Origin of the sequence: Alteromonas sp. AO-Serp (genome assembly GCF_017849675.1) — a bacterium.
Lineage (GTDB): Bacteria > Pseudomonadota > Gammaproteobacteria > Enterobacterales > Alteromonadaceae > Alteromonas > Alteromonas macleodii.
This window is the reverse complement of record NZ_JAFLMX010000357.1, coordinates 1-26,208: the sequence shown is the minus strand read 5'-3', so window position 1 is coordinate 26,208 and position 26,208 is coordinate 1. Positions and strand designations below refer to the sequence as shown.

The window sequence follows — 26,208 nt, the reverse complement described above, 5'->3', positions numbered from 1 at the left end:
TGGGCTTTGTGACTTATTTTTATACCAGTGAACGTTAAGTATTTGCTTCACCAGCATAGAAACGCCTACTTTTTTACGTCTGTCATTAGTGCTTCTTGTCTGCCACTCTAAGCGGTTTAAGCGCTCTGGGTGCAATAGTAATTCAAACGCAAAGTTAGATGCAGAAGCGGCCGCAGAAACAGGGTCTAACATTAACCCCATTTTGCCCTTAAAGTGCTCGCGAGTAATATCGTCGCCATACGCTGTCGGTGGAATAAGGGCGAGTACCGATTCAGGTATAGTCAAGTAGTCAGCGGTAGTAGCTGTAATTAACTGCTGCATAGCGCGTTGCTGCACTGCAGGCGCTACAAACTGTTGGCCCTGTGCTTTGGTATAGTCACCTTTGCGTTCGTATTCATACACTAAGCCGCCGACTTGCTTTGCAACGGCTTCTAACTGATAACGGTGGAGTAAGTAAATAGGCACTAAAGCATTTTCAAGAGAGGATAAACTGCTATTTGGGCTTAAGGTGTCTAAACCTAAATTGGCTAACGCCAGTTCGCGTACTTGTGAAATTTCATCGAAAGCATCTAGCGGATTGCTACCGTTTTCCCACATATGGCCGTTTGCCGATGCATGGCGACTACTGCGGGTATCGGGGTCTGACTTAAAACTTAAACCCTCATTACGGCCTTTTACGATAATTTTTGCCAAGGCTTCCGTTGCCTCTACGTCGCTGGCAAAATCTTGATAGCCATACGCGACGGCGTGAATATCCCATGCGCCTATGCCTTTATCATACGCGCCTTCCAAGCTAATTTTGCCGTTTTTAATACTAATTTTGGGGTGAGGATAATCCATTACCGACGCACGGTTATTTTCACTTGCCGCAAAGTTGTGGGCTATACCCAATGTGTGCCCTACTTCGTGGGCTGAAAGCTGCCTAATGCGGTCTAAAGCCATTTCTTGCTGTGCAGTGGTGTCGGTGCTGCCGTCCTTAAAAGGACTGGTTAGGCCAAGGGCAATTAAATAATCTTGTCTTACACGCAATGAGCCGAGCGTTACGTGACCTTTAATAATTTCACCAGTGCGCGGGTCGACAACCGACGAACCATAAGACCAACCGCGCGTTGCGCGATGTACCCAGTTGATTACGTTATAGCGCACGTCCATTGGGTCGGCACCTTCGGGCAATACTTTCACCTGAAACGCATCTTTGTAGCCTGCGGCTTCATAGGCTTGATTCCACCAGCTCGCCCCTTCTTTAAGCGCGGTCATTACGGGTTCTGGAATACCAGGATCTAGGTAATACACAATAGGCTCCACTGCTTCGCTCATTGCAGCATGCGGGGTTTTCTTGTTTAAACGATGGCGGGTAATAAAACGCTGTTCAGTAGGCTCGCTGATAGGCGTTGAATAATCAAAGTAACTGAATTTCCAGTAGCCCGAGTACGGGTGGTACTCTCTGGGCGTGTAATTGTCGTCAGGCAGAGCCACAAACGAATGATGCAAGTGCACCGACAAGCTTTCTGGGTCGGGCGTAACTTGCTGCACGTATTCGCCTGGCTTCTTACCTGCAAAGGTGACTAAAGCCTCTAATTCAGTATTCTTTTCAAAGCCTTTGGTTTTAGGTAAATACACGCCGCTTCGCATGTTATCTACGCTAAAACTGCCTTGGTTAGTTCCCGCTAAGCGATTGCCAATGCCATGGATATCGCTTAATAAGAACGGTGTGTAATCTATTAGACTGGCGCTGTCGTTTTTGGCTACCAGCGTAAAACCTGCGATAACCGAATCAGCAAAGGCTTCATCAATGCTCTGTTTCTCAGCGTCGCTGCCATGGGCTGCTCGGTATTTGGTGTTGTGCTGCTTTAATAAAACCTTGTTTCCAAATTTTTCAAAGCTTACTAAACGCGTATTGCCTAGCTGGCCGCGATCAAGGCCAATGTCGTTAGACCCTACGCCATAAGGCAAGCTGCTTTGAAACAGGTATTCGGCGTGGGCTGTTGGCACCGCCAAGTAAACTTTGTCGCTTTCATCGTCATAGTAAACAGGAATTAAACCATCTTTTTTGGTCATATCGCTGGTGAATTCACCAATGCTTGGCAGCGCAGCCAACGCGGAAGACGTAGACACGACAAATAATACCGTAATCGCAATGGCCGATTTACCCGATGCTTTTACTTGTCGTGCCGCTTTATGAAAAATGTTCAATTGCAGCATGCAGTTAGTCCTTATTATTGTGAATTTCTAGCCTACCCTATGTGGTGGGTTTTGCCCATGGTAGTTCATCGTTTAATGCGCTCTTTTTGCTTGTTATTTAGCTGTGAACAGGCTTGTTTTTTCCTACCGAAGGTAATGCACTAAAAACGCAATTATATGGAAGAAAACAGCTGGCATTGACTCTGCTCAATTGCCGTTTAAACATTCAAAAACACAAGCGACACCAAATTATTTGATCTTGGTCAACACCAAGCTTTGTTTGAGTTGTAGAGGTATTTTACGGCTTATAAAATCCGCCGCCTTGTTTAAAGCGTCTAGTAGCGGTTTTTATCTATGACTTCAAAATTATCACCTAATCGCAGCTCTTCTAACCTACGTGAAGGCTCAGTTTCAACATTGCCAAACCAAACGTTAATCGCGCCAGAGTTGCTTGCACCTGCGGGTAGCTTACGCAACATGCGCTACGCTTTCGCCTATGGCGCTGATGCTGTTTATGCTGGGCAGCCACGCTACTCGCTTCGCGTAAGAAACAACGAATTCAGCCTTGAGAGCTTAGCGATAGGCATAGAAGAAGCACACGCTCTAGGTAAAAAGTTCTATGTAGTAAGCAACATTGCTCCGCACAACAGTAAGCTAGGTACCTACCTTAAAGATATTTCACCAGTAATTGCTATGAAGCCCGATGCGTTAATTATGTCAGACCCAGGGCTTATTATGATGGTGCGCGACGCCTTCCCTGAAATGCCTATTCACTTGAGTGTACAGGCCAATGCGGTGAACTACGCCACGGTGAAGTTTTGGCAGAAACAAGGTATTGAGCGCGTTATTTTGTCTCGAGAGCTCTCTTTGGAAGAAATTGAAACTATTCGCGAACATGTTCCAGACATGGAGTTAGAAGTATTTGTGCATGGCGCGCTTTGTATGGCGTATTCGGGGCGCTGCTTATTGTCTGGATATATGAATAAACGCGATCCGAATCAGGGCACTTGTACCAATGCTTGTCGATGGTCTTACGATGTTAAGGAAGGCGAGGAAAACGAAACTGGCGACATTGTTCAAGCTATTCAGATTGATAATGCAGGTGAAGCGCCTGAAATGGTAACTCCTACCCTTGGTGAAGGCACGCCAAGCTCCCAAGTGTTTATGTTAGAAGAAAAGGAAAAGCCTGGCGAACTGATGCCAGCTTTTGAAGACGAACATGGCACCTATATCATGAATTCTAAAGATTTGCGTGCCGTGCAACATGTTGGCAGGTTAACCCAAATGGGCGTGCATAGTTTAAAAATAGAAGGCCGCACTAAATCACATTACTACTGTGCCCGAACCGCTCAAGTCTATAGAAAAGCAATTGACGACGCGGTAGCAGGAAAGCCTTTTGATAGTACATTAATAGGAAGCTTGGAAACTTTAGCTCATCGAGGTTATACCGAGGGTTTCTTGCGTCGCCATGCGCACCACGCGTATCAGAACTATGAGTATGGCCACTCAGTCAGCGATAAACAGCAATTTGTTGGTGAAGTGATTGACCGTTGTGAAGAGTCTGGCTATGCAATTATAAACGTTAAAAACAAATTCTGTGTAGGTGACTCGCTTGAGTTGATGACGCCAAGCGGCAACATTACCTTTACTCTAAATGAGATGCTGGATAAGAGAAACCATTCTATTACGGATGCTAAGGGTTCAGGACACCAAGTAAGAATACCGATACCCAGCGATGTGTCTCTAAACTTTGCCCTACTGCTGCGAAATTTAGATGAAGGCGTTGATACCCGCAATCCGTTTCGAAAAGCTCCTAGTGCAGTAACACCCGAAAACGCGAGCGAGGCATAATGCATGGCACTGCTTATTCTTGATAGCTGCATTAACTGCGACATGTGCGAACCCGAATGCCCTAATGCCGCTATAAGCATGGGTAATAAAGTGTATGAAATAGACCCGTTACGCTGTACAGAATGCGTGGGGCATTACGATGCGCCTACTTGCGCAGCGGTATGCCCTATCGATGTGGTTAAGCCTGACCCGCACAATAAAGAATCACTAGACGAGTTGGCCGAAAAGTTTGTTCGTTTAAATAGTTAGCTATGAAGTAAGTCAGCGAGTTAATTGTACTTCTCGAAGAATTCCCTTGAATCATAACCAAGAGTGATCCCTAATTGCGGTACAGTTTGAATTGGCACTACTAATAAGGGTTTTATTTTGAAGTTTGCCTCTCGCGCTACAGCGATCTCTCCGTTTCTTGCTATGGCCTATGGCGAAAAAGCCACGACACTAGAACAGCAAGGTAAAGATGTTATAAGACTTAATTTAGGCGAGCCTGATTTCGGCGCACCCGCGGCAGTACTCGAGGCAATGAAAGAAAGCTTGAGTGCCCCAGATTTTCCCTATACCTCGGCGCTGGGCATGCCTGAACTACGTGAAGCCATTGCACGCTTTTATGAAGTTAAACATGGCGTAGCGGTAAGCCCTTCTAGAGTGGTCGTGACCGCTGGGGCTTCTGGCGCTTTACTTTTGGCAAGTGCTGCCTTGGTTGAACCAGGCGACAACGTGATATTGGGCGACCCTTCTTACCCTTGTAACCGACGTTTTTTAAACGCATTTGGCGCAGAGGTAACGCTGGTACCAACACGCAGTGAGGATAACTTTCAGCTAACCGCAACAAGTGTTGCCGATAATTGGAAGCACAACACGAAAGGTGTACTTATTGCCACACCTGCCAATCCTACTGGTACGGTTATAGATGCAGAAGAGTTGACTAAAATTGGCGAGTACTGCAAATCCAAAGGTGGCTTTTTAATTGTTGACGAAATTTACTTGGATCTATCGCTTTCGGCTGATCTTGATATACGCAATGATACATTCGCTTCCCAATCGACCTTGGGCACTGATACCAAACTTCAAACCGTACTTGCCAATGCACAGCTTGAAGAAACAGTGGTCGTAATAAACAGTTTTTCCAAATATTTTGGCATGACCGGCTGGCGTCTTGGCTGGTGTGTGGTACCTGAAGCAATGACGCCCATCGTTGAAAGACTCGCGCAGAATTTGTTTATTTGCCCCTCTACCCTAGCGCAAAAAGCCGCTCTTGCGTGCTTTAAACCAGAAGCATTGGCGCAATGCGAGCAAAACCGCCATACGCTGGAAAAGCGTGCTTCCCTTGTTTTTAGTGCACTTGAAAATATGGGGCTTGGTTTAGATGCAAAGCCTGACGGTGCGTTTTACGCCTACATCAATATTAAGCACACAGGGCTAAGTGCAATTGAATTTTGTGATGCCCTACTTTCACAACATCATGTAGCGCTTACGCCGGGTAATGATTTTGGTGAGCACAATGCCAACCATTACGTAAGACTGTCTTTCGCCACTAGCATTGAGCGCTTGGAGGAAGGGCTTTCACGGCTAGCTGAGTTTGTAGAATCATTAAGCTAACGCTTTTTTATGCTCACCATTTAATTTCGTGAATAGACAAATATTACCGAAAAAAATGATAGATATGGGTGCTTGTGCGTATATTGAGTAACGCATATTGATGACACGTGTCGAAACGAAATAAAACAGGACAAAACAATGAGTAACGAACGGGAATTTGATGTAGTTATTTTCGGTGCTACAGGTTTTACGGGTAAGTTAGTTGCTGAATATTTTCAGGCTCAGTATGGCAACGATGACAACGTTAAGTGGGCGGTCGCAGGCCGAAACGAAGCTAAACTCAACGGCGTAAAAAAGGAGCTAGGCATTAGTGAAAGCGTTGCTAGCATTGTAGCCGATGGTGATGATGATGACGCGCTAGATGCGTTGACGAAGCGCACAGCCGTTGTACTTACCACTGTTGGTCCGTATCAAATTTACGGTGAAAAGTTACTTTCTGCATGTGTCGATAACGGCACCGGCTATACAGATCTTTGCGGTGAGCCAGCCTGGATGCACCAAATGATCAATAAGTACGAAGCGAAAGCTAAAGAAACCGGCGCAAACATTGTGTTCTCGTGTGGCTTTGACTCTGTGCCTTTTGACCTTGGTGTGTACTACCTTCAAGAACATGCAAAAAAGCAAACTGGCGATGTCATTGAATATGTAAAAGGTCGCGTTCGTAAAATGCAGGGCACGTTCTCTGGCGGTACGGCTGCAAGTTTAAAAGCGACCATGGCGGCTGCGCACAAAGATAAGTCTGTCATGGCGGCACTTATTAACCCGCACTCATTAACCGATGGCGCGTCAAATCAGCCACAGCCCGATGGCAATAAACCTTACTTCGATGAGCAGTTAGGCACATGGGTTGCACCATTTATTATGGCGGCCATCAATACTAAAAACGTTCATCGCACGAACTACCTGGGCGGATATAGCTACGGCAAGAACTTTCAGTATGATGAAATGATGATGACTGGCCCAGGTGAGAAAGGTGAAGCCATGGCGAATCACGTTGCCAAAGATAAGTCGCTTGCTAGTGATGATGGCCCTAAACCAGGTGAAGGCCCGAGCAAAGAAGAGCGCGAAAATGGCTTTTACGATGTCATGTTTGTGGGTACCGCTACCAATGGTGATATGCTAGCCGTATCGGTAAAAGGCGACAAGGATCCAGGTTACGGCTCTACCAGTAAAATGATTTCAGAATCTGCCCTTTGCTTGTGCAAAGACGTTAGTTTATCTGGTGGTTTCTTCACACCTGCGGCAGCACTTGGTAACAAGCTTATCCGCCGTTTAGAAGAAAAAGCAGGCTTAACGTTTGCTATCGAGAAATAGCGATTCAAAAAACGAAGGCTGAACACAAATTGCGTTCAGCCTTTTCTCTCTGCGCTAGGTGTTATTGTTGTTTTTTTAAGCGATTACCGCTTTTAATGCTTTAACGCACGCGTCAGTTTCTTCAGGTGTCCCTACGCTAATGCGTGACCATGAGTCGTACCCAGGCCACGTACGCCCTACAACCTTTATACCTTGAGCTTTCATCTTTTCTGCAAATTTATCGTGCGGCATGCCCGTATCCATGTAAATAAAATTCCCTTGTGGATTTGGCGCAAACGGCTGCTTTAACTCTTTAGCTACTTTTACTAACTTTTCACGCTCAGTTTTAATGCGTGAGCGCATTGTGTTTAAGTTCTCATGATCATCCATACTTGCCATACCCGCTACTAATGCCAAGTAATTCACACCACCCATGCGCAGCATACCGCCCATTGTTTTAGCTTGCTCAGCAGGCATGATGGCGTAACCGAGACGCTGTCCCGCCATGGCGTGAATTTTAGAGAAGGTGCGGCAAATCACCACGTTGTACCCCTCAGCTACTAGCTTCGATTGCACATTAGCGGGGTAAGCATCAGACATTTCAATGTAGGCTTCATCGATGAAAACCTGTGCTTTCTTCGATACGCGTTTTGCAAAAGCGGTAAGCTTCGCCGCATCTACCATGCTCCCTGTCGGATTATTTGGATTACATACGTACACAGCAGTCGTATCTTCGGTTACTGCAGCTTCAATTGCATCTAGGTCAAAAGTCATATCATTGGCTAACGGCACGTAGATCACGTCTGCCCCCATAAACTCAGCGCCCCGTGGTACGCCTTCGTAGGTTGCCATAGACGTTACCAGCTTATTGCCGTTTTTGGTGATCCAGTCCGCATAGCCAAAAAGAATAGGTGAAGATCCATTCGTAATTACGATTTGCTCAGCAGATACACCTTCTTGCTCAGCAATTTTTTGCGCTAACACTTCAACCGTAGCGTCGGTATAACGCGCTAGGTTTAAAAGCTCGCTTTGCATTGCCTTTGCGGCTTTTTTTGACGGCCCAAAGGCATTTTCATTCGACGATAGGCGAATAAGACCATCGTTTACATTTGGGGTAGCAGACGGGAAGTGTTCAGTTTGCATACCTGCGGCACGAAGGTCGCCCATAATACTGTCAACGCTGGTCGTTAGCGCTACTGCTCCTGCACCTAATCCCACTGACTTTAACCAATTACGGCGTGAAGAATTCACGGTGCTCTGTTGTTCATTTTTATTCATATTTCGCTCTGTCTTCCGTCTACATTCACTTTAGACTAAAGGCTTAATTTTAAACGCGCAATAGCATAAAAACGCTAAACCATTGACATAAATGCACTTTCTACGTGCATGTGGCGCACTAAAATTGACAACATAAGAAGTTTTAACGCGTTAAGTCGTTACATTACGGTGCAGCGTTATTTTGTCGTTTTTAGCGTTTGCGATGAATGACATTTTTTCTGATGTTAAAGGCGCAGCACTCTCTCGCTATTGGTTCTTCGCACTTGAAGCCTGCCTTTTATACGACTGTGTAATCCATCTATATAAATACAAAGTAAGAATTACGGCGAAACATTAATTGATTACTCAGTATGCAAAACAGGAGTTAAACATGGCTAAGGACCACGGCAACCAAATTAAAAACGACGACACTTACGAAGCCCTTCGCGAGGAAGGCTATAGCAAAGAGAAGTCGGCGCGCATTGCCAATGCGCAAGCCAATAGCGAACAAACGCCTTCTAAAGATGGTGGAAAAGGCAAAAAGTACGAGGATCGCACTAAAGATGAACTGTATCAAAAGGCCAAGGAAGTCGGCATTGAAGGTCGCTCTAACATGAGCAAAGACGAATTAATTGATGCGTTACGCAATCATTAGTGGCGGATAGACCGCCACATACAAAAACTGGTCACTGTGGCGGTGATGATTACGTTTTATCAGACACGCATAATTTGTGCATTTCGTGGCAAACCTCAACTTCAAGTAAAGATCTACCACCTCAATAGTAGGCGACTAGCTCTTCGCCCGCTCAATATATGACAATATTTCATGATAAAATGAAAATAAGTCATTTTCATTCATAGTTAAATCAACGTATAACGTGTTCATAGCTTTTACAGCAGTCTCACTACTCGGTTTAACTTTAGGAATAGAAGCGCATTCTCATGAACAACAACGTGAACACAGATTTCTCTTTTACTATTAACAGCGTTCAGTTTAATGAAGATTATCGCCCTTCAGACAACACACGCATCACCACCAACTTCGCCAATTTAGCTCGTGGTCAACGCCGCAAAGAAAATTTGCGCGATGCACTAAGCATGATAAACAACCGCTTCAATGCACTGGCTAGCTGGGATAATGAAAGTGGCGATCGCTATGCTGTCGAACTTGAAATTGTGTCGGTAGATATCGACGTTGAGGGTAACGGCAACACATTCCCAACTATCGAAATCTTACAAACCAATATAATTGACAAAAAAACGGGTAAACGCACTCAAGGTATTGTAGGAAACAACTTCTCGTCTTATGTTCGCGATTATGACTTTAGCGTTCGTCTATCTAATCACAATCGTGGCCAGTCTTCGTTCAGTGTCCCTACCGATTTTGGTGATCTGCACGGAAAGTTGTTTAAGTATTTCGTTAATTCAGAAGCCTATAAAGCACATTTTTCAAAGCTGCCGGTCATTTGTTTAAGCGTTTCCGACAATAAGACCTACCGTCGAACAGAAAATCAGCACCCCGTTTTAGGCGTTGAATATCAGCCTAATGAATCATCACTAACTGAACAGTATTTCAAGAAGATGGGCTTAAACGTGCGCTATTTCATGCCACCAAACAGTGCTGCTCCTTTTGCATTTTATTTCTTTGGTGATTTGTTAAACGACTACACCAATTTAGAACTTATCAGCACTATTGCTACGATGGAGACCTTCCAGAAAATTTATCGCCCTGAGATTTATAACGCTAACGCCCAGGCAGGTTTAAGCTACAAACCAAACTTGAAAAATAGCGATCACTCAGTGACTCGCATTGTTTATGACCGTGAAGAGCGGACTCATCTAGCCATTGAACAAGGCAAGTTCGTAGAAGAGAACTTTATAAAGCCTTATCAACACAAGTTAGCGCAATTCACAGCAAGCTACGCCTGATCCGTTCATTTAGATACTTGCGATATTCAAACCGCACATGTTGCGACTACAAAACTATGATAAGGGCAGCACGTTCTGCCCTTCGCGCATCCATACAAATTATTGATTAGAAGAAAGCGAATCACATGAAAAAACTACTCCCCACTTCAATTGCAGGCAGTCTTCCAAAACCATCGTGGCTTGCACAGCCTGAAACCCTGTGGTCGCCTTGGAAGCTAGAAGATGAAGCATTAGAGGAAGGCAAAAAAGACGCGCTTCGCGTTACGCTTCAGGAACAAGCTCTATCAGGCATCGATATTGTGTGTGACGGTGAGCAAACCCGTCAGCATTTTGTAACTACTTTTATTGAGCACCTAGACGGTGTTGATTTTGAAAACCGTAAAACCGTACGTATTCGCAATCGCTACGACGCTAGCGTACCTGTCGTTACCCAAGCTGTTACACGGCCAAAATCAGTGTTCGTTGAAGACGCAAAGTTCTTGAGAAGCCAAACCGATCAGCCCATAAAATGGGCGTTACCTGGCCCTATGACGATGGTTGATACGCTGTACGACGACCATTATAAAAGTCGCGAAAAACTTGCGTGGGAGTTTGCCAAAATATTAAACCAAGAGGCAAAGGAGCTTGAGGCTGCTGGTGTTGACATTATCCAGTTTGATGAACCTTCGTTTAACGTATTTTTCGATGAAGTCAATGAATGGGGTATTGCCGCATTAGAAAGAGCCATTGAAGGGCTTAAATGCGAAACTGCAGTGCACATTTGCTACGGATATGGCATCAAAGCTAATACCGATTGGAAGAAGACATTAGGCTCTGAGTGGCGACAATATGAGGAGAGCTTTCCTAAGTTAGCAAAATCTAATATTGATATGGTTTCTCTGGAGTGCCATAACTCTCATGTACCCATTGAACTGATCTCGCTTCTTAAAGGCAAAAAAGTGATGGTGGGCGCTATTGATGTTGCAACTGACACAATAGAGACACCAGAAGAAGTAGCAGCTACATTACGTGAAGCATTAAAGTACGTGGATGCCGACAAACTCTACCCTTGTACAAACTGTGGTATGGCCCCCCTTTCACGACAGGTTGCTCGAGGCAAGCTTGAGGCGCTCAGCGCTGGCGCTGAAATAGTAAGGCAGGAATTAGCTCAGAAGCTCAGTGCTTAATACGCCTCAAAACTTTTGTTAAGCAAGAGCATTTTGAAAGCGCACTAAAGCCCATATCAAAGTGGGCTTTTTTATTTCTAGCGGTTCAAAACAGTATCAGCGTTATTCTCATCTATTCGACCTTATTTAAGGTTAGCTCCCTTACATTATTTATAGTTTCCGCAGAATCAAGGATAATTAAAAACATCATTAAGAAATAAGATAGAAAATATAACACATGGAGAAGCAACAAATATTTAACTTATGAGCAACATTAGCAATTACCTGATTTAAAACAGCGACAAAACAACTATTATTCACGTTAAAAAAAGAAACTTTAATATACACGGTTTAAATTTACTCAGTTAGTGCAATATACGAGCAAAAATCTTCTAACTCAAAATTAACCAAGCAAATTAAAAACAAGACGAAAACCGCTTAATAAGCGCTCTAAAAAGACACTTTTCGACCACATGGTCAATATAAAAACAATTATTGAGTATTATTAATACAAAACTCAAAAATATTAATTAAACCTACTATTTATAAATTCTTTAAAATTAAGTTAACTCTTTCATAGCTAGAATTTAATTCACCGCAAAAAATTGATTTATTTAATACTAGATAATTAGAATGCGCGCCATTGCAACATAAGTAAAAACTACGCATGCAATTTGGCTAGCCCTTGCCTATTTACGGGGCGTTAACCAACAACAAGCACGTAAATCTAATTCACTAGGAACAATCCATGAAAAATATTGCAACTGCAGTTCAGTTAGCATTAGCAGGAAGTGTCGCGTTGACCTCAGGCAACGTTCTTGCACAGGACTCAACAAATGAAAGCGCTGACGTTGAAAAAATTCAGGTCACCGGTTCTCGTATCTCTCGTCAGGGCGCTATCGCTCCATCACCAGTAACAGCCATTTCTGGTGAGTCACTTCTTAATTCAGGTGCGATGAACATTGGTGAGGTGCTTAATGAGCTTCCTTCACTTGCAAACACATTCTCATTGGGTAATTCAGGTCAATTTATTGGAACTGCCGGTCTAAATATTCTTGACCTACGCGGTATGGGTACTGACCGCACGTTAGTATTGGTAGACGGTAAACGTCACGTATCTTCTTCAGCAGGCTCTGCAGCGGTAGATACCAACACCATCCCTACTTCGTGGATTGAGCGCGTAGAAATCGTTACTGGCGGTGCTTCTGCGGTTTATGGTGCAGATGCAGTAACTGGTGTTGTTAACTTCATTCTTAAAAAGAACATTGAAGGTTTCGACGTGAGTGCGACGCAAGGCTTTGCACAGGAAAACGGTTATAAGAACGATAAATACCAAGCATCATACGGCTTTAACTTCGACAATGATCGCGGCAACATTGCTTTTGCAGCCGAATACAGCTCACAAGAAGCTTTAGAGGCCCTTGACAACCCTTGGACTGCAACGTCGTATCGTAATATGAGCTTTGAAAGCATCATGGGATACGAGCGCAGTGAAGACCAGTTAAATTCAACGGCATTTCCTGACAACTTTTACACTGCTAATGCGGGCTACTACACACTAAACAACTCTGGCGTTTTTGGCGGCAACTCTCAGACTTTCAACGCTGACGGTTCAATTCGCGAAATCTACACCGGTGACCAAGTAGACGGTGCGTTCTGCGCAAACTGTGATTCGTTTAACCTGCGCCAGTTTACGCAGCTTCAGCCTGAGTTTGATCGTACTAACCTAAATGTAAAAGGTAACTACGAGCTAAACGACGACACCACAGTGTATGCACAGGCTAAGTACGCGCGTACTCGTGCAATTACAATGGGCCAGCCTGCTTTCTTCTATGGCGGCTCAGAGACAACCATTTATCGTAACAATGCCTTTCTAGATGATAGCGTTGCCGCATACATGGATGAAAACGAACTAGACAGCATTCAGCTTAACCGCATGATGACTGACCTAGGGCGCCGCACCGAAGCAGACGAGCGTGAAACTTATCGCTACGTGCTAGGTATCGAAGGCTACATTGGTGACGAGTGGAGCTACGAGGCATTTGTAAACTACGGCAAAACTGAATTAGAGCGTGAGAACCGCAACAACCTTGTTTTGCAAAACTTCGAGAATGCACTTAACGCAATAACTGACGGCGATGGAAACATTGTTTGTGCGTCAGGTAGTGATGACGGCTGTGTACCGCTAAACATTATGGGCTTTGGTCAGCCTTCACAAGAAGCAATTGACTACGTCAATACTACATCAGTTGGCACAAGCAAAATTGAACAATACAACGCTGGCGCAACCATCGCAAACTCTGGTATTTATGAATTACCTGCAGGATACGTTGGCTTTGCAGCCGGTGTTGAATATCGCAAAGAAAAAAGCGAAATTGAAGAACCTGATAATGCAGCGGGTACCTTTTTCAACACTCTAGGTGAAGATAAAGGCGATTACGATGTATCAGAAGTATTTACTGAAGTTACTATTCCACTACTTGCCGATCTCCCTGGCGTAGAAATGCTGACATTTGATACTGCGGCGCGTATTGCCAACTACTCTTCGATTGGCAACGCGAAAAGCTGGAAGCTTGGTCTAGATTGGAAAGTGTATGAAGATTTACGTCTACGTGCGACAAAATCATCTGCACTACGCGCGCCGAACATCGGTGAACTTTATGGTGAAGCAAGCCAAACCTTCTTCCGCGTAGACGATCCATGTCGTACAGACAACCTTGCTGACTTAGCCAACGCCGACCAACGCATTGCAAACTGTGCAGCGTTAGGTATCCCTGCAGATTTCAACTCTGATTACGACTCAGCAACGCTAGAAGGCGTAAACGGTGGAAACATCGACTTGCAAGCGGAGAGCTCAATCTCTAAAACACTAGGTGTTGTCTATACTCCTAGCTGGTTTGAAGGCTTTACCGCTACTGTTGACTACTGGGAAATCGAGCTGACAGACGCGATTTCGTCTATTGACGGCCAAACAATATTGGATCGCTGTGTTGACTCTGAGTCGGGTATTAACAACGTATACTGTGGCCTTATCGACCGTGATGGAACTACCGGTGAAATCACTCAGATTCGTAGCTATGCATTGAACATCGCGGGTCAAGAAGCCAAGGGTATCGACTTCGAACTAGGATATGATTTCGACGCGCTAGAAGGCGCATTCCGTACTAGCTTGATTGCGACTTACCTTAAAGACCGCAAAGAATTCCCATTCCAAGATAACCCTGAGGTATTCTATCAGTACGCAGGTACGGCAGGTGAATCTGATTGGCAGGGTGTATTCACCATCAACTATAGCCGTGGTGATTGGGAAGCAAGCTGGAAAACTCGCTACCTAGAACGTTCAAGCCTTTACGACAACCAAGAGTTAGCGCGTAACCCAAATCCGAGCAACCGTATGGAACTGCCTTCATACGCTGTGACTGACGTGACCGCGGGTTACAACTTTGCTAACGGTGTTAGCCTAACCGTGGGTATTGATAACCTGTTTAACCGTGCGCTACCGACAGGCACGACAGGCACGGGTTCAATAGACGGCGCGTACGACAACATTGGCCGCTTCGGATACGTTACCGTAGCGTACAAAATGTAATTTACGTAATATTGAGCAATGATAAAAACGGCGCTTATTAGCGCCGTTTTTTTATTATAAAGTTAACATGACGTCATTTTATCGCTATATAGACGTCTATATGGTTGCCATTCACATAGTGCTCGAAGTCTATTGAAAACGTCCTTTCATACTCGGCACCTCCTTCTGTGAAATAGCGCCAAATATCGCTCCATGCATCAATGGCAATTTGCGGCATTTCACCTTGTCGCGAAAAAACGAGATACTTTCCTGCGGGAATAGTGATGTGCTCAACCTTTAAATGTTCGGGCACTGAGTCACCGTCAAACCCAGCCAACACGGAAAAGTCACCGGAATGATCGGATTCGTAGTTGAAATACACGCCATACACTCGATCGCCGCCTTTATAGTCAACAGCTATCGAATTATCAAACCTTTGCCAAAGTGTGGGTATCTTTCCCAGTGGTGAGAATTCAGTGTGATTATTGGTAATCACCGAAAAGCCTTTAATATCTATCGGTGAAGAGAGTTGTCGCATTTCCATGTCTTTATTCCATTTATTTGTGCGAGATAGTCATGATACACGCTTGTGCTTTGCCCACCATTCAGATCTTGGTTATTTCACTTACTTTTCATGTGTATTTTAACTGCAAAGTAAAAGGCTCATTGGTTTAAAATAATGAAACTAGCTGTTATCACCTTTTAATTTTCAATACTTTCCCTTATCAACGAGCATTTCAGTTTTAGAACAAATATAATCCGGTTTTGTCTCATCCAGGTTGCAATATATTGTGAATCAACGTTTTTTACTTGCCATAGTCGCAGTGCTTTTGGCGATGGTAACCATACAGTCTGGTGCATCGTTTGCGAAACAACTCTTTCCTATAGTTGGCCCTGAAGGCACCAGTGCTCTTCGTGCGTTTTTCGCCGCGTTGGTGTTAACAGTAATTTTTAGGCCTTGGAGAGCGCGCTTAAGCGCGAAAGGATGGCGTAACGTTATTTTCTACGGCGCTTGCTTAGGCGCAATGAATATCATCTTCTATCTTGCGATTGAGCGTATTCCCCTTGGCATAGGTGTTGCGCTTGAGTTCACCGGACCATTGGCTGTGGCATTTTTTAGTGCCAGAAAAAAGAGAGACTTTGCTTGGGCTATTTTAGCCGTTGCAGGCGTTTGTTTGCTGCTTCCCGATATTGGCGGCGCGTCGGCCGAGAGCTTAGATCCCGTCGGCGTTATTCTTGCCCTTACAGCCGGAGCGTTTTGGGCCGGTTATATCGTATTTGGAAACAAAACAGGCAACGAAGGTTCTGGCGGTATTACGGTAACATTAGGCATGCTAGTGGCCGCTATCTGTGTAGTGCCTATTGGCGTTGCAAGTCAAGGTATCGCCTTACTCTCGCCACAGGCTATTTTCATCGGGTTCGCTGTAGGCGTATTCTCGTCGGCTATCCCGTATACGTTAGAAATGAGTGCAATGCGCAATATGCCTAAGCAAACCTTCAGCATTATGATGAGTGTTGAGCCTGCCGTTGCAGCCATAGCGGCGTTCATCATTATTGATGAAACCCTCACGCTTTCACAATGGTTTGCAGTGGCTTTAGTCGTTATTGCTACCGCCGGGAGTTCAGCTACGCAAAAACAACTACCCAAACAAAAACAAATTGAAACCCTTTCTTAGGGTTTCAAACCTTCTGTACTTTTTTACCATCCTTATTTTCCCCCTTTTTGAACTCAGGTCTTATTCTTTTCGTTAAACAAATTAAGTTAATAGTTGATTTAGTGGCTTAGGGAATAATTATGAAACATTATGCGGTAAACACAGAAGTAGAATGGGAATGGGGAAACGGTAGTGCAACGGGAAATATCAGAGAAAAATTTACCAATGATGTAGAGCGCACGATTAAGGGTTCGTCGGTAAAACGAGAGGCTAGCGACAGCGACCCAGCATATCTCATTGAACAGGACGACGGTAGCAAAGTGCTAAAATCTCACAGCGAAATTACGAAGTCGTCTTAATTTGTTGATTAATAAACCTAAACGAAAAATGCAGCGTTCTTTTTTCACTGATAGCGATGTCGTCAATATAGCGAAGTCGCTCATTGGTAACTTCCTGTTTAGTAACGTCGACGGCGTACTAACCGGGGGAACGATAACAGAAACGGAAGCCTACCGTGGTCATCAGGATCTTGCCATGGAAAAACACCTGTTGCGGCGCCCTTCTTCGATATCAACACTTAAAAAGCAAGGCGGCGTTGCTTACATCTACACCATTTATGGTTCTCACAGTATGTTGAATATTGTTACAAATGACGCTGACCACACTGATTCAGTTCTGATCCGAAAAATTAAGCCTACAGAAGGTGTAGACAAAATGCGTGAACGTCGCGGCGTGAACACATCATTGCGTAATCTATGTGACGGTCCAGCTAAGCTGACACAAGCTCTTGCGATAACACCTGCGCTTAATGGTGAGCCTGTAGTGAATAACACTTTGATTTGGATTGAGGAAAGTAACCATGCCATTGCTAGTAAACATATCACTAGTTCGCCTCGCATCGGCATAGACTACGCAAAAGACGATCAAACCGGTAAGCTAGGTGAACGGGATGACACAACCTTGCCTTGGCGGTTCACGCTTAAGTAGCGCACCTCAATTGAAACTACTTCGCAAAAGCGAAAGTCAGCTTGCAGTCGATGTATTTGAGCAATTTGTTTACCACCCTTGGCACGGCAATATCACCGTTAGCAATTTTTGATTCAACATAAATATCGCAGTCATCATATTGAATTTGCTGGCGAATAACGTAATCGTTGAGTTCGTCAAACAGGCTTTCTTTTAACGGCACCATGCCAATGAACGCACCTGAGCCTTTTTCATCTACGAATTCTTCACGCTTACTAAAGTAAGCGCCTTCAATTTCTCGTTTTAGCGTATACGCCTGCATGGCATCTAATTTTGTTAAGCGAAAGTGCACACTTATTTGGGGTTCTGTCACTGGTATTCTCGGTTTTTCTTGAAGTTTATCCAAATGGCTACTGCTTTATTTCCACTTTCCAAGGCGGGTTCACTCTATTCTCTCCTGCCCAGTACAGCTTTATTTTGTTGCCAGATGGATCGCTTAAAATGGCCTCTTTCCAAAGGTAGCGCTGCTGCGTTGGCGGCTGCTCAAAACGAATACCTTTTTCCACAAGAGAGGTATACAGCTCATCTAGCGCCTCGTGTTCGAAGTAGATCACACTGTGATTTTGAGCACTTTCGCTTTCTAAAGAGAGCGAAAAAGTAGACGAGCCTTCAGGACACGTGAATCTGGCATAGTGCGGTGTATCTACAATTTGAGTGAACCCAAGTGTAAGGTAAAACTCCACCGCTTCGACCATATTGGTAACGGGTAACGTAACTTGGTTCAATTCCATGAAGACCTGCTCCTTGTATTTGTATTGTTTGCGCTAGATTTAATCGTCGCGTCCTAGATAGGCGTGAATAGCGGTGATTTTGCCGTTTTCATTAAATTTCAAGACATCAACAACAAACAGTGTTTCAGACTTATCCACTACAATTTTAAGCTCACCACACACCATGTTCTCGTTTGCCATAGTAGACAGCACATCTATTTCTATCGAATCAGCGTTCTCAAAGTTCTTACGTGTTTCATCAACGGCTAACCGTTTACCTTTTACAGAAATTTTCCAGTCCCTTAATGCAATGTCATCCGCAAACATATCGGAAACACTGTCTAGGTCCTTTTGTTCATAGGCTCTTAAGTATTGAATAAAGACTTCGACCCACTCCATTTTACGTGTTCCTTTTATCAGTTTTTTAAAAGACATCAGCCAATCGGTTTACACCCAAAACGCCAGCGTCCAGTTAATATAACCGTTACACTATCAAAAATAACGTGGCTGCTGTGGCCGCGCCCATTGTAAGATTAAACTGCCGTCTTCGAGTTGGCGAACTCAACCACACGCGTATTTTTGCGCCTACCGCTGCCCAAAGCGAGATGCTTGGAAAACCAATCACGGCAAAAGCGGTAACAATCGCAATACCAGATTGAATGTAGTGCTCGCCAGGCAGTGAAAACGTGCCTACGCTAGCTAACGCCATCATCCATGCTTTAGGGTTAATTAACTGAAATAATGCCCCTTCCCACCACTTGAGCGGCCCTTGGCGTTTGGTCGATTTAATTTTGTTTTCTACTAGGCCTACTGGCTCATCTACGGGACCAGTGGCAATTTTAAATGCTAACCATAACAGGTATGCCACGCCAAGTACTTTTAGCACACTGTACAGTACGGGAAATATGTTGAACAGCGCACCAATGCCCAGCAGTGTGCTTATCATTAGACCTGCAACACCAATTACAATACCCAGCATGTGCGGCAGCGAACGTTTATAACCGTATTGTGCCCCAGAAGCCAATAGCATCATATTATTCGGGCCAGGCGTTACCGTACTGATGAATGCGAATGTCGCAAGCGCGATGAGTAAAGATGTTTCCATGACAGTCCTTATGTGTTGAGGTGAGCAATGCGTTTCTTTAAAAGAAAGGGGTCGGTTAACCAAACGCTTGTTTTTCACCAACACAATACAATCATATTTTTGTATGCATCATACCCAAATACGCTTAAAAACAGCCATACAGTTTAGTCATGGTAACGTCTGTATGGTAGTTATTTCACCAATCTGTATGGTTAAAAGCTCCTGTCAATTAAGATATAGTTATCTGTATGCAGATAACTTCATAAGAATAAATATTGCGATGACGCTTTACGAAACATTAGCCAATGAACTTAAAGCCCAAATCGAGCGTGGTGTTTTTGAGGTGGGGAACAAGTTACCTTCGGTTAGGCAGCTGTCAACGGAGCATAAAGTAAGTATAGCTACCGTGCAGGAAGCATATCGAGTGTTAGAAGCGCAGCAACTGGTAGAGGCAAAACCTAAATCAGGTTATTTTGTCGCCCGTAGTATCTTAATAGATAACACCCCTAGCATGACGAAGCCTCCGCAACGCCCTATGGATGTGTCTCAATGGGAAGATGTGCTAGACACTTTGCTGAATACCTTCAATAAAGATCATGACGCTAAAACCCTGTGCCAGTTTCAGCATGCCATGCCCAACATGACTGCCAAAACCCTTAAACCGCTTATAAAACGCCTGCATGAACTCACCAAACATCGAGCCTTGGACGGCATGATATACGGTGACGTAAAAGGTGATGAAACTCTGCGAAAACAGCTAAGCCGATTGGCCGCAGCATCTGGCTGTGTGTTGCAAAGCGACGAATTCATTGTAACTTCTGGCTGCCAGGAAGCCTTATCTGTGTGCCTTCGCGCAGTGGCGAGCGCCGGCGATGTGATAGCGGTAGAATCCCCCGGATTCTACGGTGCTATGCAAGCTATAAAAGGCGCTGAATTAAAAGCGTTAGAGATCCCCACCGACTCTGAAACAGGACTAAGTTTAGAGGCATTAAAGCTAGCGCTTGACCAATGGCCGATCAAGACTATTTTAGTCGCCCCAACGGTAAATAACCCTCAAGGATTTGTTATGCCTGAGGCGAAAAAGAAAGCGTTATATGAATTGGCCAGAGAGTACGACGTAGCCATTATAGAGGACGACATTTACGGCGATATTGCCTACGCCTACCCTCGTCCAAAAACCATTAAATCGTTCGATAAAGATGGGCGCGTTTTACTGTGCTCCTCGTTTTCAAAAACGCTAGCGCCTGGTTTTCGCGTGGGTTGGATAGCGCCGGGAAGCTATAGAAATAAAGTGCTCCACGTTAAATATGTCAGTAGCTCTATGTGCCCTACTCTACCCCAATTAGCTATAGCCAGTTTCATTGAGCAAGGCGGTTATGACAAACATATTCGGGCTATGCGTCACCATTACCTAAGTGCACGAGACGCACTACGTTCAGACATTAAGCGTTACTTTCCCGCCGACACCTGTATTAGCTACCCTCAAGGGGGCTATGTGCTTTGGGTAGAGCTAAACAGCCGTTATGACTCCGTGAAGCTGGCTGACGAAGCCAAGCGAAAAGGAATTTATGTCGCGCCAGGGCAACTATTTTCGGCAACAGGTAAGTATCGACATTGCCTGCGTTTTAATTTCATTGATAGTACGCAGGCTGCACGCACCGAAGCTATTCAGCGTCTTGGTGAGATGCTTGTTGCACAAGAAGCCTAATTTTTTATACAAAGTGCGTAAACCCAAAGGCAGTTGATCCACATCAACGCAGGCTAGCCGTAAGTCCACCAAAATAAAACCATCCAAACTAACCTGTGAAACTTTGTATGCTTACGTTAGTGAATAATACAGATGCGAATGATGACATTGTGCCTGAAGCACACGGACTATACCGTCTGCATTTAAAGCCTAACACGCAAATGGCGATAGAGAATAAGCCCGTCTTCGGTGCGAATATTACGCTACATAGCAGCGTATTGAGGCACGATAATTTTGTGGCAACGCCAGATAATATATTAGGTTGGCTGGATCACTGCGGTTTGTCACACTTTGCCGTGAAAGCCGAGACCGACAATTCAGAAAGTGAAGACACGTCTGTACTTTTGCCTTCACAGTTTTTAAATGCCGAAGGCGGAATTTTGCGTGTAACTGCCCCCACTCGCATTTATCTAATCAGCAAAACCCCAATTGATATTAACAAACGCGGCCTGTGCCTTTTTACGCCAGTAAAATAACCACACAGAAATGTACTCTGACCCCAAAATTTTTGGGGTCAGAGTACATTTTATTTTATTCAATTTCTGTGGTGGCGTTTGATGTGCTCTCTAGGTGCAGGCTAATCGCTTCAGACAGCCCGGAATAACGCTTATCCACCCGTTGAACCATGTGGCTAAATGTAGCGGTGTCAGAGATGATTAAGCAGCCGTCTTTAGCACGGGTTAACCCTGTGTACACTAGGCCTCGATGAAATAAGTTGGCGGCTTTTTCGCTATCAGGCTTAGGTAAAATAAGCACAACATGATTAAACTCAGAGCCCTGAGATTTATGTATGGTCATGGCGTACACAGTTTCAAACTGCGGTACTCTTGATAGCGATATGCTGCGCAACGCTTGCTTTTGCTCTAGCGTATTGTCAGCACTGTCTCCCGCATTTGCCGAAGCTTTCTGACTTGAACCGTTTTGACCCGAAGCTTGGCTATCCTGGTAAAACCACGCATATAGCTTTCCTTTGCTGTCAGGCCAGATTACACCAACCTCACCGTTTGATAGTCGTTGAGGATGATGATTCTTTACAATCATAATGGGCTGACCTTGATAGAAATGGCCTTCCCGCTTTCTGATTTTGTGCTTGATAGCATCGAACACCAAATTATTCAGGCCTTCTACGCCCATTCCGCCCTTGCGGACCGGGGTTAGCCACCTAACCACATTCAGACGATTAAGCGCCTCTTCGGCACTGCCAGCATCAAAAATAGGCAGGAAGCTTTCTTTGGCCAACTGGTGTAAAACACGGCCGCTAACCTGGTGCTCTGGCCATAGGTGAACGCCAGATTGTAGGCGTGATGCAGTCTTTGAAACAAGAGTTGAATCGATATTTGAGTTGAGGCCAGCAGTTTCATCATTGTCACTAGCCTTGTCGGTAATAGCGGCAAGTGCACCGCTTGCATCACCTCGCTGTATGGCCGTTGCAACTTTTGCCACCTGCCCTTTGAAGCGCTGCGGTGCTTGCAGAGTTGCTACATAGCTTTTTGCCTGCTCATCAACAGGTAACAGAGGCAAATGCGGGCACAGCGTAGCGATGTGCTGACGCATTAACGATGGCTCGCCACCTAAAGAAAACGCGTTGTCATTGCTGTTTAAGCTATTTGTACCATTTGGCACATTCGCATTTTCGTCAAAACTTGCTGCCTCGGTACTAACTAGCTGCTCTAACACGTTGCCAAGCTCAACTGCTGGAAGCTGATCGGCATCACCGATAAAATAGAGTCGCGCATGGTCTGGTAACGCTCGTACGATGCGCGTCATTAGCGCTAAGTCGACCATACTTGCTTCATCGACAATGAGTACATCTGCTGCCAATTGATTGTGCTGATTGAACTTAGTCGATACACCGTGCTCGCGCAATCCTAGTAATCTATGTAGCGTCACAGCATCGGTAGGCACGTTGTTAAGTACTGTGTCGTTCAACTTGCCGCGAAGCCCGTCTATGCTGTTCATGATAGATTCGGTCATACGCTGTTGCGCTTTACCTGTAGGCGCTGCCAGCACAATTTTTAAGTTTTCATCGCAAGCCTGTAGCGCCAGTAATAAGCGCAATACAGTATAGGTTTTACCTGTTCCTGGCCCACCGTTTATAACGCAAAAGCGCTGCATTAGGCTTTTCGCCACCGCTATTTGCTGCCAATCTTGCCGATCGGTTGTTTCGGTAGGAAAGATTGCGGGCCAAAGTTGCTTTACTTTTTCGCTTGCCTCATCACTTAACGGCGTAAGCGCAGCGCGTTTTACAACATTGCGTGCTACTTCTTGTTCAAATTCATAGTAGCGACGGCTGTACAGCTTGCCGTTGCTATAGACAAATAGTTGAGCCACCTGCTCGTTAACCAGTGCGCTTTTTAAAATTCTAAGTAACGGTGTTAGTTGTGGCACGTCAACACCTGCTTTGGGCGCTTTTTCCTGCTCGGTTTGTTCAACCAGCGTCAGTGAAGCAGCCGCCGCCCCATTACTGCTATGCTCATTCGTTTCAACCGCCAAGGCTGCCTCTTGTTCTGCGACTACCTCTTTAAAAAGCGTCGTACCCGCTATGTCTTTTAGATAGATACAGCTGTGGCCATTGCGCTGCATATACGACAAGTATGCTAAGATCCCAGCCCAAATAAACTGTTCTTCTTGCTCCAGTTCATCAATAAAGCCAAATTCTTTTGCGACAAATTTGTCGATCGCCTCGATGCCAAACAAGTTATCAAAAAATGACGGTACAGAGTGTTGATTGCTTTTCATTATTTTCCTTTGCTTTAGCCTCTATGATGTTGACTACTCGTCATCGAAACTAAACTGCTGCTGACCCGAAGACGTTTGTTCCAAAGGCTGGTGAGAGCTGCCTGCATTCGAAGAACTATTGCCTTGCTGGGCATCGTCTTTGCTCGCAAATATCCCGCCTAATCGATTGAGTACAGACGATGGAACATCAGTATAAAATACCCCTTCCCCGCGCTCGTTTTCTGGGTGCATACCGCGTAGATACAAGTAATACACTCCACCAAAATGCATATCTGGGTCGTAGTTAGGCAGCGTATTCTTTAAATAGCGATGTAGCGCCAAACAGTAAATTAAGTACTGAAGGTCGTAAAGGTGATGCTGGTTATTGTGAAACAGCGCTGTTGGCGTGTAGCTATCAAGGGTATCGCCAAGCCAGGTTGATTTGTAGTCTGCCACATAAAACTGACCGTCATGTTCAAAAATCAAATCAATAAACCCGTGCATCATTCCCTGTAATTTAGCTGTGATTAATTGAGGCGCTGTTTCCATCTCGCCACCAATAACGTCAGCTACGTTTTGCCTATGGGTAGCGAGTACTTCACGAAGCTGAGTCCATTGCGTGTCGTTCATTGGAAAATAGAATTCGGCTTCGCGCAGGGTTTGCACTAAGGGCAAATCACTCATACTTAGCTGCATATTGGGATACAGAGGCGTCTGTAGCGCTTCTTCTAACCATTCATAAAGTAGCGGCGTTCGCTTTTCATCTAACCCGAAGCGGTTAACCAGTTCCTTACCCGTTTCTTCCCAATCGGGCGCACTAAAGTCACTGTGCTCTAGAATATCGTGAAGTAAATTACCTGCGCTCGCACCTTTCTCTAGGGTAAAACGCAGATCACTTTTACTTACCGTACTTTCAATACCTGCCGAGGAATTGATGTCTGCATCAATTGAGCCCATCTCACCCATAAGGGGGTCGCTTGCATACACTTCTTCATCTCGAATGGTTTGAAGTACGGGCACACTAGGAAGGGTTTGACCCAAGGGCTCTGTTGTTGCGCCGGACTCTGCTGCTGTGCCTCTTTCAACGCTTTGGTTAGCACCAACCGTGGTTAAACGGCTCATTGCTGAGAATGAATACAGTCGCCATTCTTCGCTTGCCGTGCCGGTAAATTGCAACGCGGTAAGCTGAGGTAACTCATCTTCTTGTTCAAAGCCAGTATACACTTCCTCAAACTCATCACCGTCGATATGGCTGGCATGGGACGCTTCTTCTTCAGCAACACGGTTTAACACACTTGACCAATCGTTGTTGCTGCCATCGCCACCTACACCAAGTGCTCGTGCTAATGCGCTTCTTTCATTGTTAGTCAGCGGTACAACGCCCATGTAACAGCGATGGGCAGCTCGTGTTACCGCCACATAGGCCAGTCGCATGTCTTCCGCTTCGCTCTCGCTTTGAACGCGAGCTATGGCCTGTGGCGTCTGCCCAAGCTGCATTTGTAAATCTTGTTTTTCCTCGTCGTAATAGGTAAATATTTGCGATGTAGTGTTGCCGTTTTTAGCGGCGTCTCTGTAGCCGGTGGCAAAAGGAACAAACACGATGGGGTACTCTAGCCCTTTCGAGCCGTGTTGAGTAATAAGTCGAATAAGTTGGCTGTCACTTTCAAGGCGCAAAGTAAGCTCTTCATCGCTTTCAGGCTTATGAATTTGCTTATTCAACCAGTCGAGTAGCTGCTCTGGGCGCTGGTGAGTAGTGCTAGCTTTTTCCAGCACTTCGGCCAAATGCTGATAGTTAGTAAGGGCGCGTTCCACGCTGTCAGCATGAGGTTGATAGCTGTCTTGCATTAGATACAGCAGCACACTCATGCACCCTTTTTGCAGCCACATATCCCGCAGCGACAATACCTTGTCGATAGCCGCATCCCACTGCGCGTCATCTTCATGGTATAGCAATTCAATAAGTGTTTGGGCACTATAACCCCAAAGCGGTGACGCCAAGCTCGACGCTACTTTACTGGTGTCGTTAGCATGCCAAATACCGTTAAGTAACCGCAGTACATCTTTGGCTTCGGCACTGGCAAATAAGTTACTGCGATCGCTTAAATAAACGCACGCCAAGCCTTTTTGCTGCAGTACACTTTTGATAGCGCCAGCTTCGGTCCTGTCTTTCACCAAGATAGCGATATCCTGTGGCTTAACAGGCGCGGTGCCACCATTGGCGGTTTGAAAGTGCGCTTCGTTCAATAAGCGGTAAATCTCTTGCGCAATCCACTGAGCCATCTTGCGACGCATAATGTGGGCGTTTTCTTTGTCGTCCAAACACATGCTAACGTAGTTCATTGCGCTGCGTTTCGTTACAGCACTTTTCATTACACCGCTCTTCATTACAGCACTTTTCATTACATTGTCTTGTTCGGCAGGGTCGATAAGTGGCGTTTTTGCCGCGGC

General features: G+C 45.1%; 22 protein-coding genes. 13 read left to right on the top strand and 9 right to left on the bottom strand.

Features of this window, described 5'->3' with window-relative positions:
- The coding region (locus QVA83_RS22390; RefSeq protein ID WP_287498991.1) for a zinc-dependent metalloprotease at positions 1 to 2,202 on the bottom strand (2,202 nt) is incomplete at its 3' end.
- 333 nt (positions 2,203 to 2,535) lie between these two features.
- Here QVA83_RS22390 and trhP point away from each other — a divergent pair.
- The 4 genes from trhP to QVA83_RS22370 all read left to right on the top strand — a co-directional run bounded on the left by trhP (position 2,536) and on the right by QVA83_RS22370 (position 6,942).
- Entirely contained in the window at positions 2,536 to 4,032 is a 1,497-nt protein-coding gene (gene trhP, locus QVA83_RS22385) for a prephenate-dependent tRNA uridine(34) hydroxylase TrhP (protein ID WP_156078478.1), read from the top strand.
- A 3-nt stretch (positions 4,033 to 4,035) separates the two neighbouring features.
- Entirely contained in the window at positions 4,036 to 4,281 is a 246-nt protein-coding gene (locus QVA83_RS22380) for a YfhL family 4Fe-4S dicluster ferredoxin (protein ID WP_014949784.1), read from the top strand.
- A gap of 117 nt (positions 4,282 to 4,398) precedes the next feature.
- Complete coding sequence (locus QVA83_RS22375; RefSeq protein ID WP_287498990.1) at positions 4,399 to 5,628, top strand: aminotransferase class I/II-fold pyridoxal phosphate-dependent enzyme; 1,230 nt, start codon at positions 4,399 to 4,401, stop codon at positions 5,626 to 5,628.
- A 138-nt stretch (positions 5,629 to 5,766) separates the two neighbouring features.
- On the top strand, positions 5,767 to 6,942 hold the full coding sequence (locus QVA83_RS22370) for a saccharopine dehydrogenase family protein (RefSeq protein ID WP_156078480.1): 1,176 nt from the start codon (positions 5,767 to 5,769) through the stop codon (positions 6,940 to 6,942).
- 75 nt (positions 6,943 to 7,017) lie between these two features.
- On the opposite strand, the gene QVA83_RS22365 is transcribed toward QVA83_RS22370, so the two are convergent.
- Entirely contained in the window at positions 7,018 to 8,199 is a 1,182-nt protein-coding gene (locus tag QVA83_RS22365) for a pyridoxal phosphate-dependent aminotransferase (protein WP_156078481.1), read from the bottom strand.
- A gap of 370 nt (positions 8,200 to 8,569) precedes the next feature.
- Here QVA83_RS22365 and QVA83_RS22360 point away from each other — a divergent pair, with 370 nt between their 5' ends.
- From QVA83_RS22360 to QVA83_RS22345, 4 genes are all read left to right on the top strand, one after another.
- Positions 8,570 to 8,833: a DUF7218 family protein gene (locus tag QVA83_RS22360; protein ID WP_156078482.1), complete on the top strand. Its 264-nt coding sequence runs from the start codon at positions 8,570 to 8,572 to the stop codon at positions 8,831 to 8,833.
- A 299-nt stretch (positions 8,834 to 9,132) separates the two neighbouring features.
- Positions 9,133 to 10,107: a DUF1852 domain-containing protein gene (locus QVA83_RS22355; RefSeq protein WP_156079119.1), complete on the top strand. Its 975-nt coding sequence runs from the start codon at positions 9,133 to 9,135 to the stop codon at positions 10,105 to 10,107.
- Between the two features lie 125 nt (positions 10,108 to 10,232).
- Positions 10,233 to 11,273, top strand: coding sequence for a methionine synthase (locus tag QVA83_RS22350; protein ID WP_039216499.1), 1,041 nt, complete (start codon positions 10,233 to 10,235; stop codon positions 11,271 to 11,273).
- A 727-nt stretch (positions 11,274 to 12,000) separates the two neighbouring features.
- Entirely contained in the window at positions 12,001 to 14,841 is a 2,841-nt protein-coding gene (locus tag QVA83_RS22345) for a TonB-dependent receptor domain-containing protein (RefSeq protein WP_014949791.1), read from the top strand.
- Between the two features lie 73 nt (positions 14,842 to 14,914).
- Here QVA83_RS22345 and QVA83_RS22340 read toward each other — a convergent pair whose 3' ends face one another.
- A complete protein-coding gene (locus tag QVA83_RS22340) occupies positions 14,915 to 15,364 on the bottom strand; it encodes a GyrI-like domain-containing protein (RefSeq protein ID WP_156078483.1) in 450 nt (149 codons plus the stop codon).
- 247 nt (positions 15,365 to 15,611) lie between these two features.
- On the opposite strand from QVA83_RS22340, the gene QVA83_RS22335 reads away from it, so the two are divergent.
- The 3 genes from QVA83_RS22335 (at position 15,612) to QVA83_RS22325 (ending at position 17,462) form a co-directional block, all read left to right on the top strand.
- Positions 15,612 to 16,496: an EamA family transporter gene (locus tag QVA83_RS22335; protein WP_039225402.1), complete on the top strand. Its 885-nt coding sequence runs from the start codon at positions 15,612 to 15,614 to the stop codon at positions 16,494 to 16,496.
- 119 nt (positions 16,497 to 16,615) lie between these two features.
- Positions 16,616 to 16,834 carry a hypervirulence associated TUDOR domain-containing protein gene (locus QVA83_RS22330; RefSeq protein ID WP_014949794.1) on the top strand — a complete coding sequence of 73 codons (219 nt, stop codon included), beginning with the start codon at positions 16,616 to 16,618 and terminating at the stop codon, positions 16,832 to 16,834.
- Positions 16,835 to 16,862: 28 nt separating this feature from the next.
- The gene (locus QVA83_RS22325; RefSeq protein ID WP_156078484.1) at positions 16,863 to 17,462 is read left to right on the top strand and encodes a DNA-3-methyladenine glycosylase; all 600 of its coding nucleotides are present in this window, start codon (positions 16,863 to 16,865) and stop codon (positions 17,460 to 17,462) included.
- Positions 17,463 to 17,478: 16 nt separating this feature from the next.
- Here the strand turns inward: QVA83_RS22325 and QVA83_RS22320 are convergent, their stop codons facing one another.
- The 4 genes from QVA83_RS22320 to QVA83_RS22305 all read right to left on the bottom strand — a co-directional run bounded on the left by QVA83_RS22320 (position 17,479) and on the right by QVA83_RS22305 (position 19,316).
- On the bottom strand, positions 17,479 to 17,814 hold the full coding sequence (locus QVA83_RS22320) for a hypothetical protein (RefSeq protein ID WP_156078485.1): 336 nt from the start codon (positions 17,812 to 17,814) through the stop codon (positions 17,479 to 17,481).
- 37 nt (positions 17,815 to 17,851) lie between these two features.
- Positions 17,852 to 18,232 (bottom strand): VOC family protein, encoded by a 381-nt coding sequence (locus QVA83_RS22315; RefSeq protein WP_014949797.1) that lies wholly within the window; start codon positions 18,230 to 18,232, stop codon positions 17,852 to 17,854.
- Between the two features lie 39 nt (positions 18,233 to 18,271).
- Positions 18,272 to 18,610: a nuclear transport factor 2 family protein gene (locus tag QVA83_RS22310; RefSeq protein ID WP_014949798.1), complete on the bottom strand. Its 339-nt coding sequence runs from the start codon at positions 18,608 to 18,610 to the stop codon at positions 18,272 to 18,274.
- Between the two features lie 85 nt (positions 18,611 to 18,695).
- A complete protein-coding gene (locus QVA83_RS22305) occupies positions 18,696 to 19,316 on the bottom strand; it encodes a LysE family translocator (protein ID WP_014949799.1) in 621 nt (206 codons plus the stop codon).
- Positions 19,317 to 19,575: 259 nt separating this feature from the next.
- On the opposite strand from QVA83_RS22305, the gene QVA83_RS22300 reads away from it, so the two are divergent.
- Both QVA83_RS22300 and QVA83_RS22295 read left to right on the top strand, forming a co-directional pair.
- The gene (locus tag QVA83_RS22300) at positions 19,576 to 21,003 is read left to right on the top strand and encodes an aminotransferase-like domain-containing protein (protein ID WP_156078486.1); all 1,428 of its coding nucleotides are present in this window, start codon (positions 19,576 to 19,578) and stop codon (positions 21,001 to 21,003) included.
- Positions 21,004 to 21,110: 107 nt separating this feature from the next.
- Entirely contained in the window at positions 21,111 to 21,518 is a 408-nt protein-coding gene (locus QVA83_RS22295; protein WP_014949801.1) for a hypothetical protein, read from the top strand.
- 55 nt (positions 21,519 to 21,573) lie between these two features.
- On the opposite strand, the gene recD is transcribed toward QVA83_RS22295, so the two are convergent.
- Complete coding sequence (gene recD, locus QVA83_RS22290) at positions 21,574 to 23,781, bottom strand: exodeoxyribonuclease V subunit alpha (protein ID WP_287498989.1); 2,208 nt, start codon at positions 23,779 to 23,781, stop codon at positions 21,574 to 21,576.
- Positions 23,782 to 23,814: 33 nt separating this feature from the next.
- The coding region (locus QVA83_RS22285) for a 3'-5' exonuclease (protein WP_287498988.1) at positions 23,815 to 26,208 on the bottom strand (2,394 nt) is incomplete at its 5' end.

Excerpts from the sequence above, each read along its gene's own strand:
- trhP (WP_156078478.1), top strand. The coding sequence starts at position 2,536 with ATGACTTCAAAATTATCACCTAATCGCAGCTCTTCTAACCTACGTGAA.
- QVA83_RS22380 (WP_014949784.1), top strand. The coding sequence starts at position 4,036 with ATGGCACTGCTTATTCTTGATAGCTGCATTAACTGCGACATGTGCGAA.
- QVA83_RS22370 (WP_156078480.1), top strand. The coding sequence starts at position 5,767 with ATGAGTAACGAACGGGAATTTGATGTAGTTATTTTCGGTGCTACAGGT.
- QVA83_RS22365 (WP_156078481.1), bottom strand. The coding sequence starts at position 8,199 with ATGAATAAAAATGAACAACAGAGCACCGTGAATTCTTCACGCCGTAAT.
- QVA83_RS22360 (WP_156078482.1), top strand. The coding sequence starts at position 8,570 with ATGGCTAAGGACCACGGCAACCAAATTAAAAACGACGACACTTACGAA.
- QVA83_RS22350 (WP_039216499.1), top strand. The coding sequence starts at position 10,233 with ATGAAAAAACTACTCCCCACTTCAATTGCAGGCAGTCTTCCAAAACCA.
- QVA83_RS22345 (WP_014949791.1), top strand. The coding sequence starts at position 12,001 with ATGAAAAATATTGCAACTGCAGTTCAGTTAGCATTAGCAGGAAGTGTC.
- QVA83_RS22340 (WP_156078483.1), bottom strand. The coding sequence starts at position 15,364 with ATGGAAATGCGACAACTCTCTTCACCGATAGATATTAAAGGCTTTTCG.
- QVA83_RS22330 (WP_014949794.1), top strand. The coding sequence starts at position 16,616 with ATGAAACATTATGCGGTAAACACAGAAGTAGAATGGGAATGGGGAAAC.
- QVA83_RS22325 (WP_156078484.1), top strand. The coding sequence starts at position 16,863 with ATGCAGCGTTCTTTTTTCACTGATAGCGATGTCGTCAATATAGCGAAG.
- QVA83_RS22315 (WP_014949797.1), bottom strand. The coding sequence starts at position 18,232 with ATGGAATTGAACCAAGTTACGTTACCCGTTACCAATATGGTCGAAGCG.
- QVA83_RS22310 (WP_014949798.1), bottom strand. The coding sequence starts at position 18,610 with ATGGAGTGGGTCGAAGTCTTTATTCAATACTTAAGAGCCTATGAACAA.
- QVA83_RS22305 (WP_014949799.1), bottom strand. The coding sequence starts at position 19,316 with ATGGAAACATCTTTACTCATCGCGCTTGCGACATTCGCATTCATCAGT.
- QVA83_RS22300 (WP_156078486.1), top strand. The coding sequence starts at position 19,576 with ATGACGCTTTACGAAACATTAGCCAATGAACTTAAAGCCCAAATCGAG.
- QVA83_RS22295 (WP_014949801.1), top strand. The coding sequence starts at position 21,111 with ATGCTTACGTTAGTGAATAATACAGATGCGAATGATGACATTGTGCCT.
- recD (WP_287498989.1), bottom strand. The coding sequence starts at position 23,781 with ATGAAAAGCAATCAACACTCTGTACCGTCATTTTTTGATAACTTGTTT.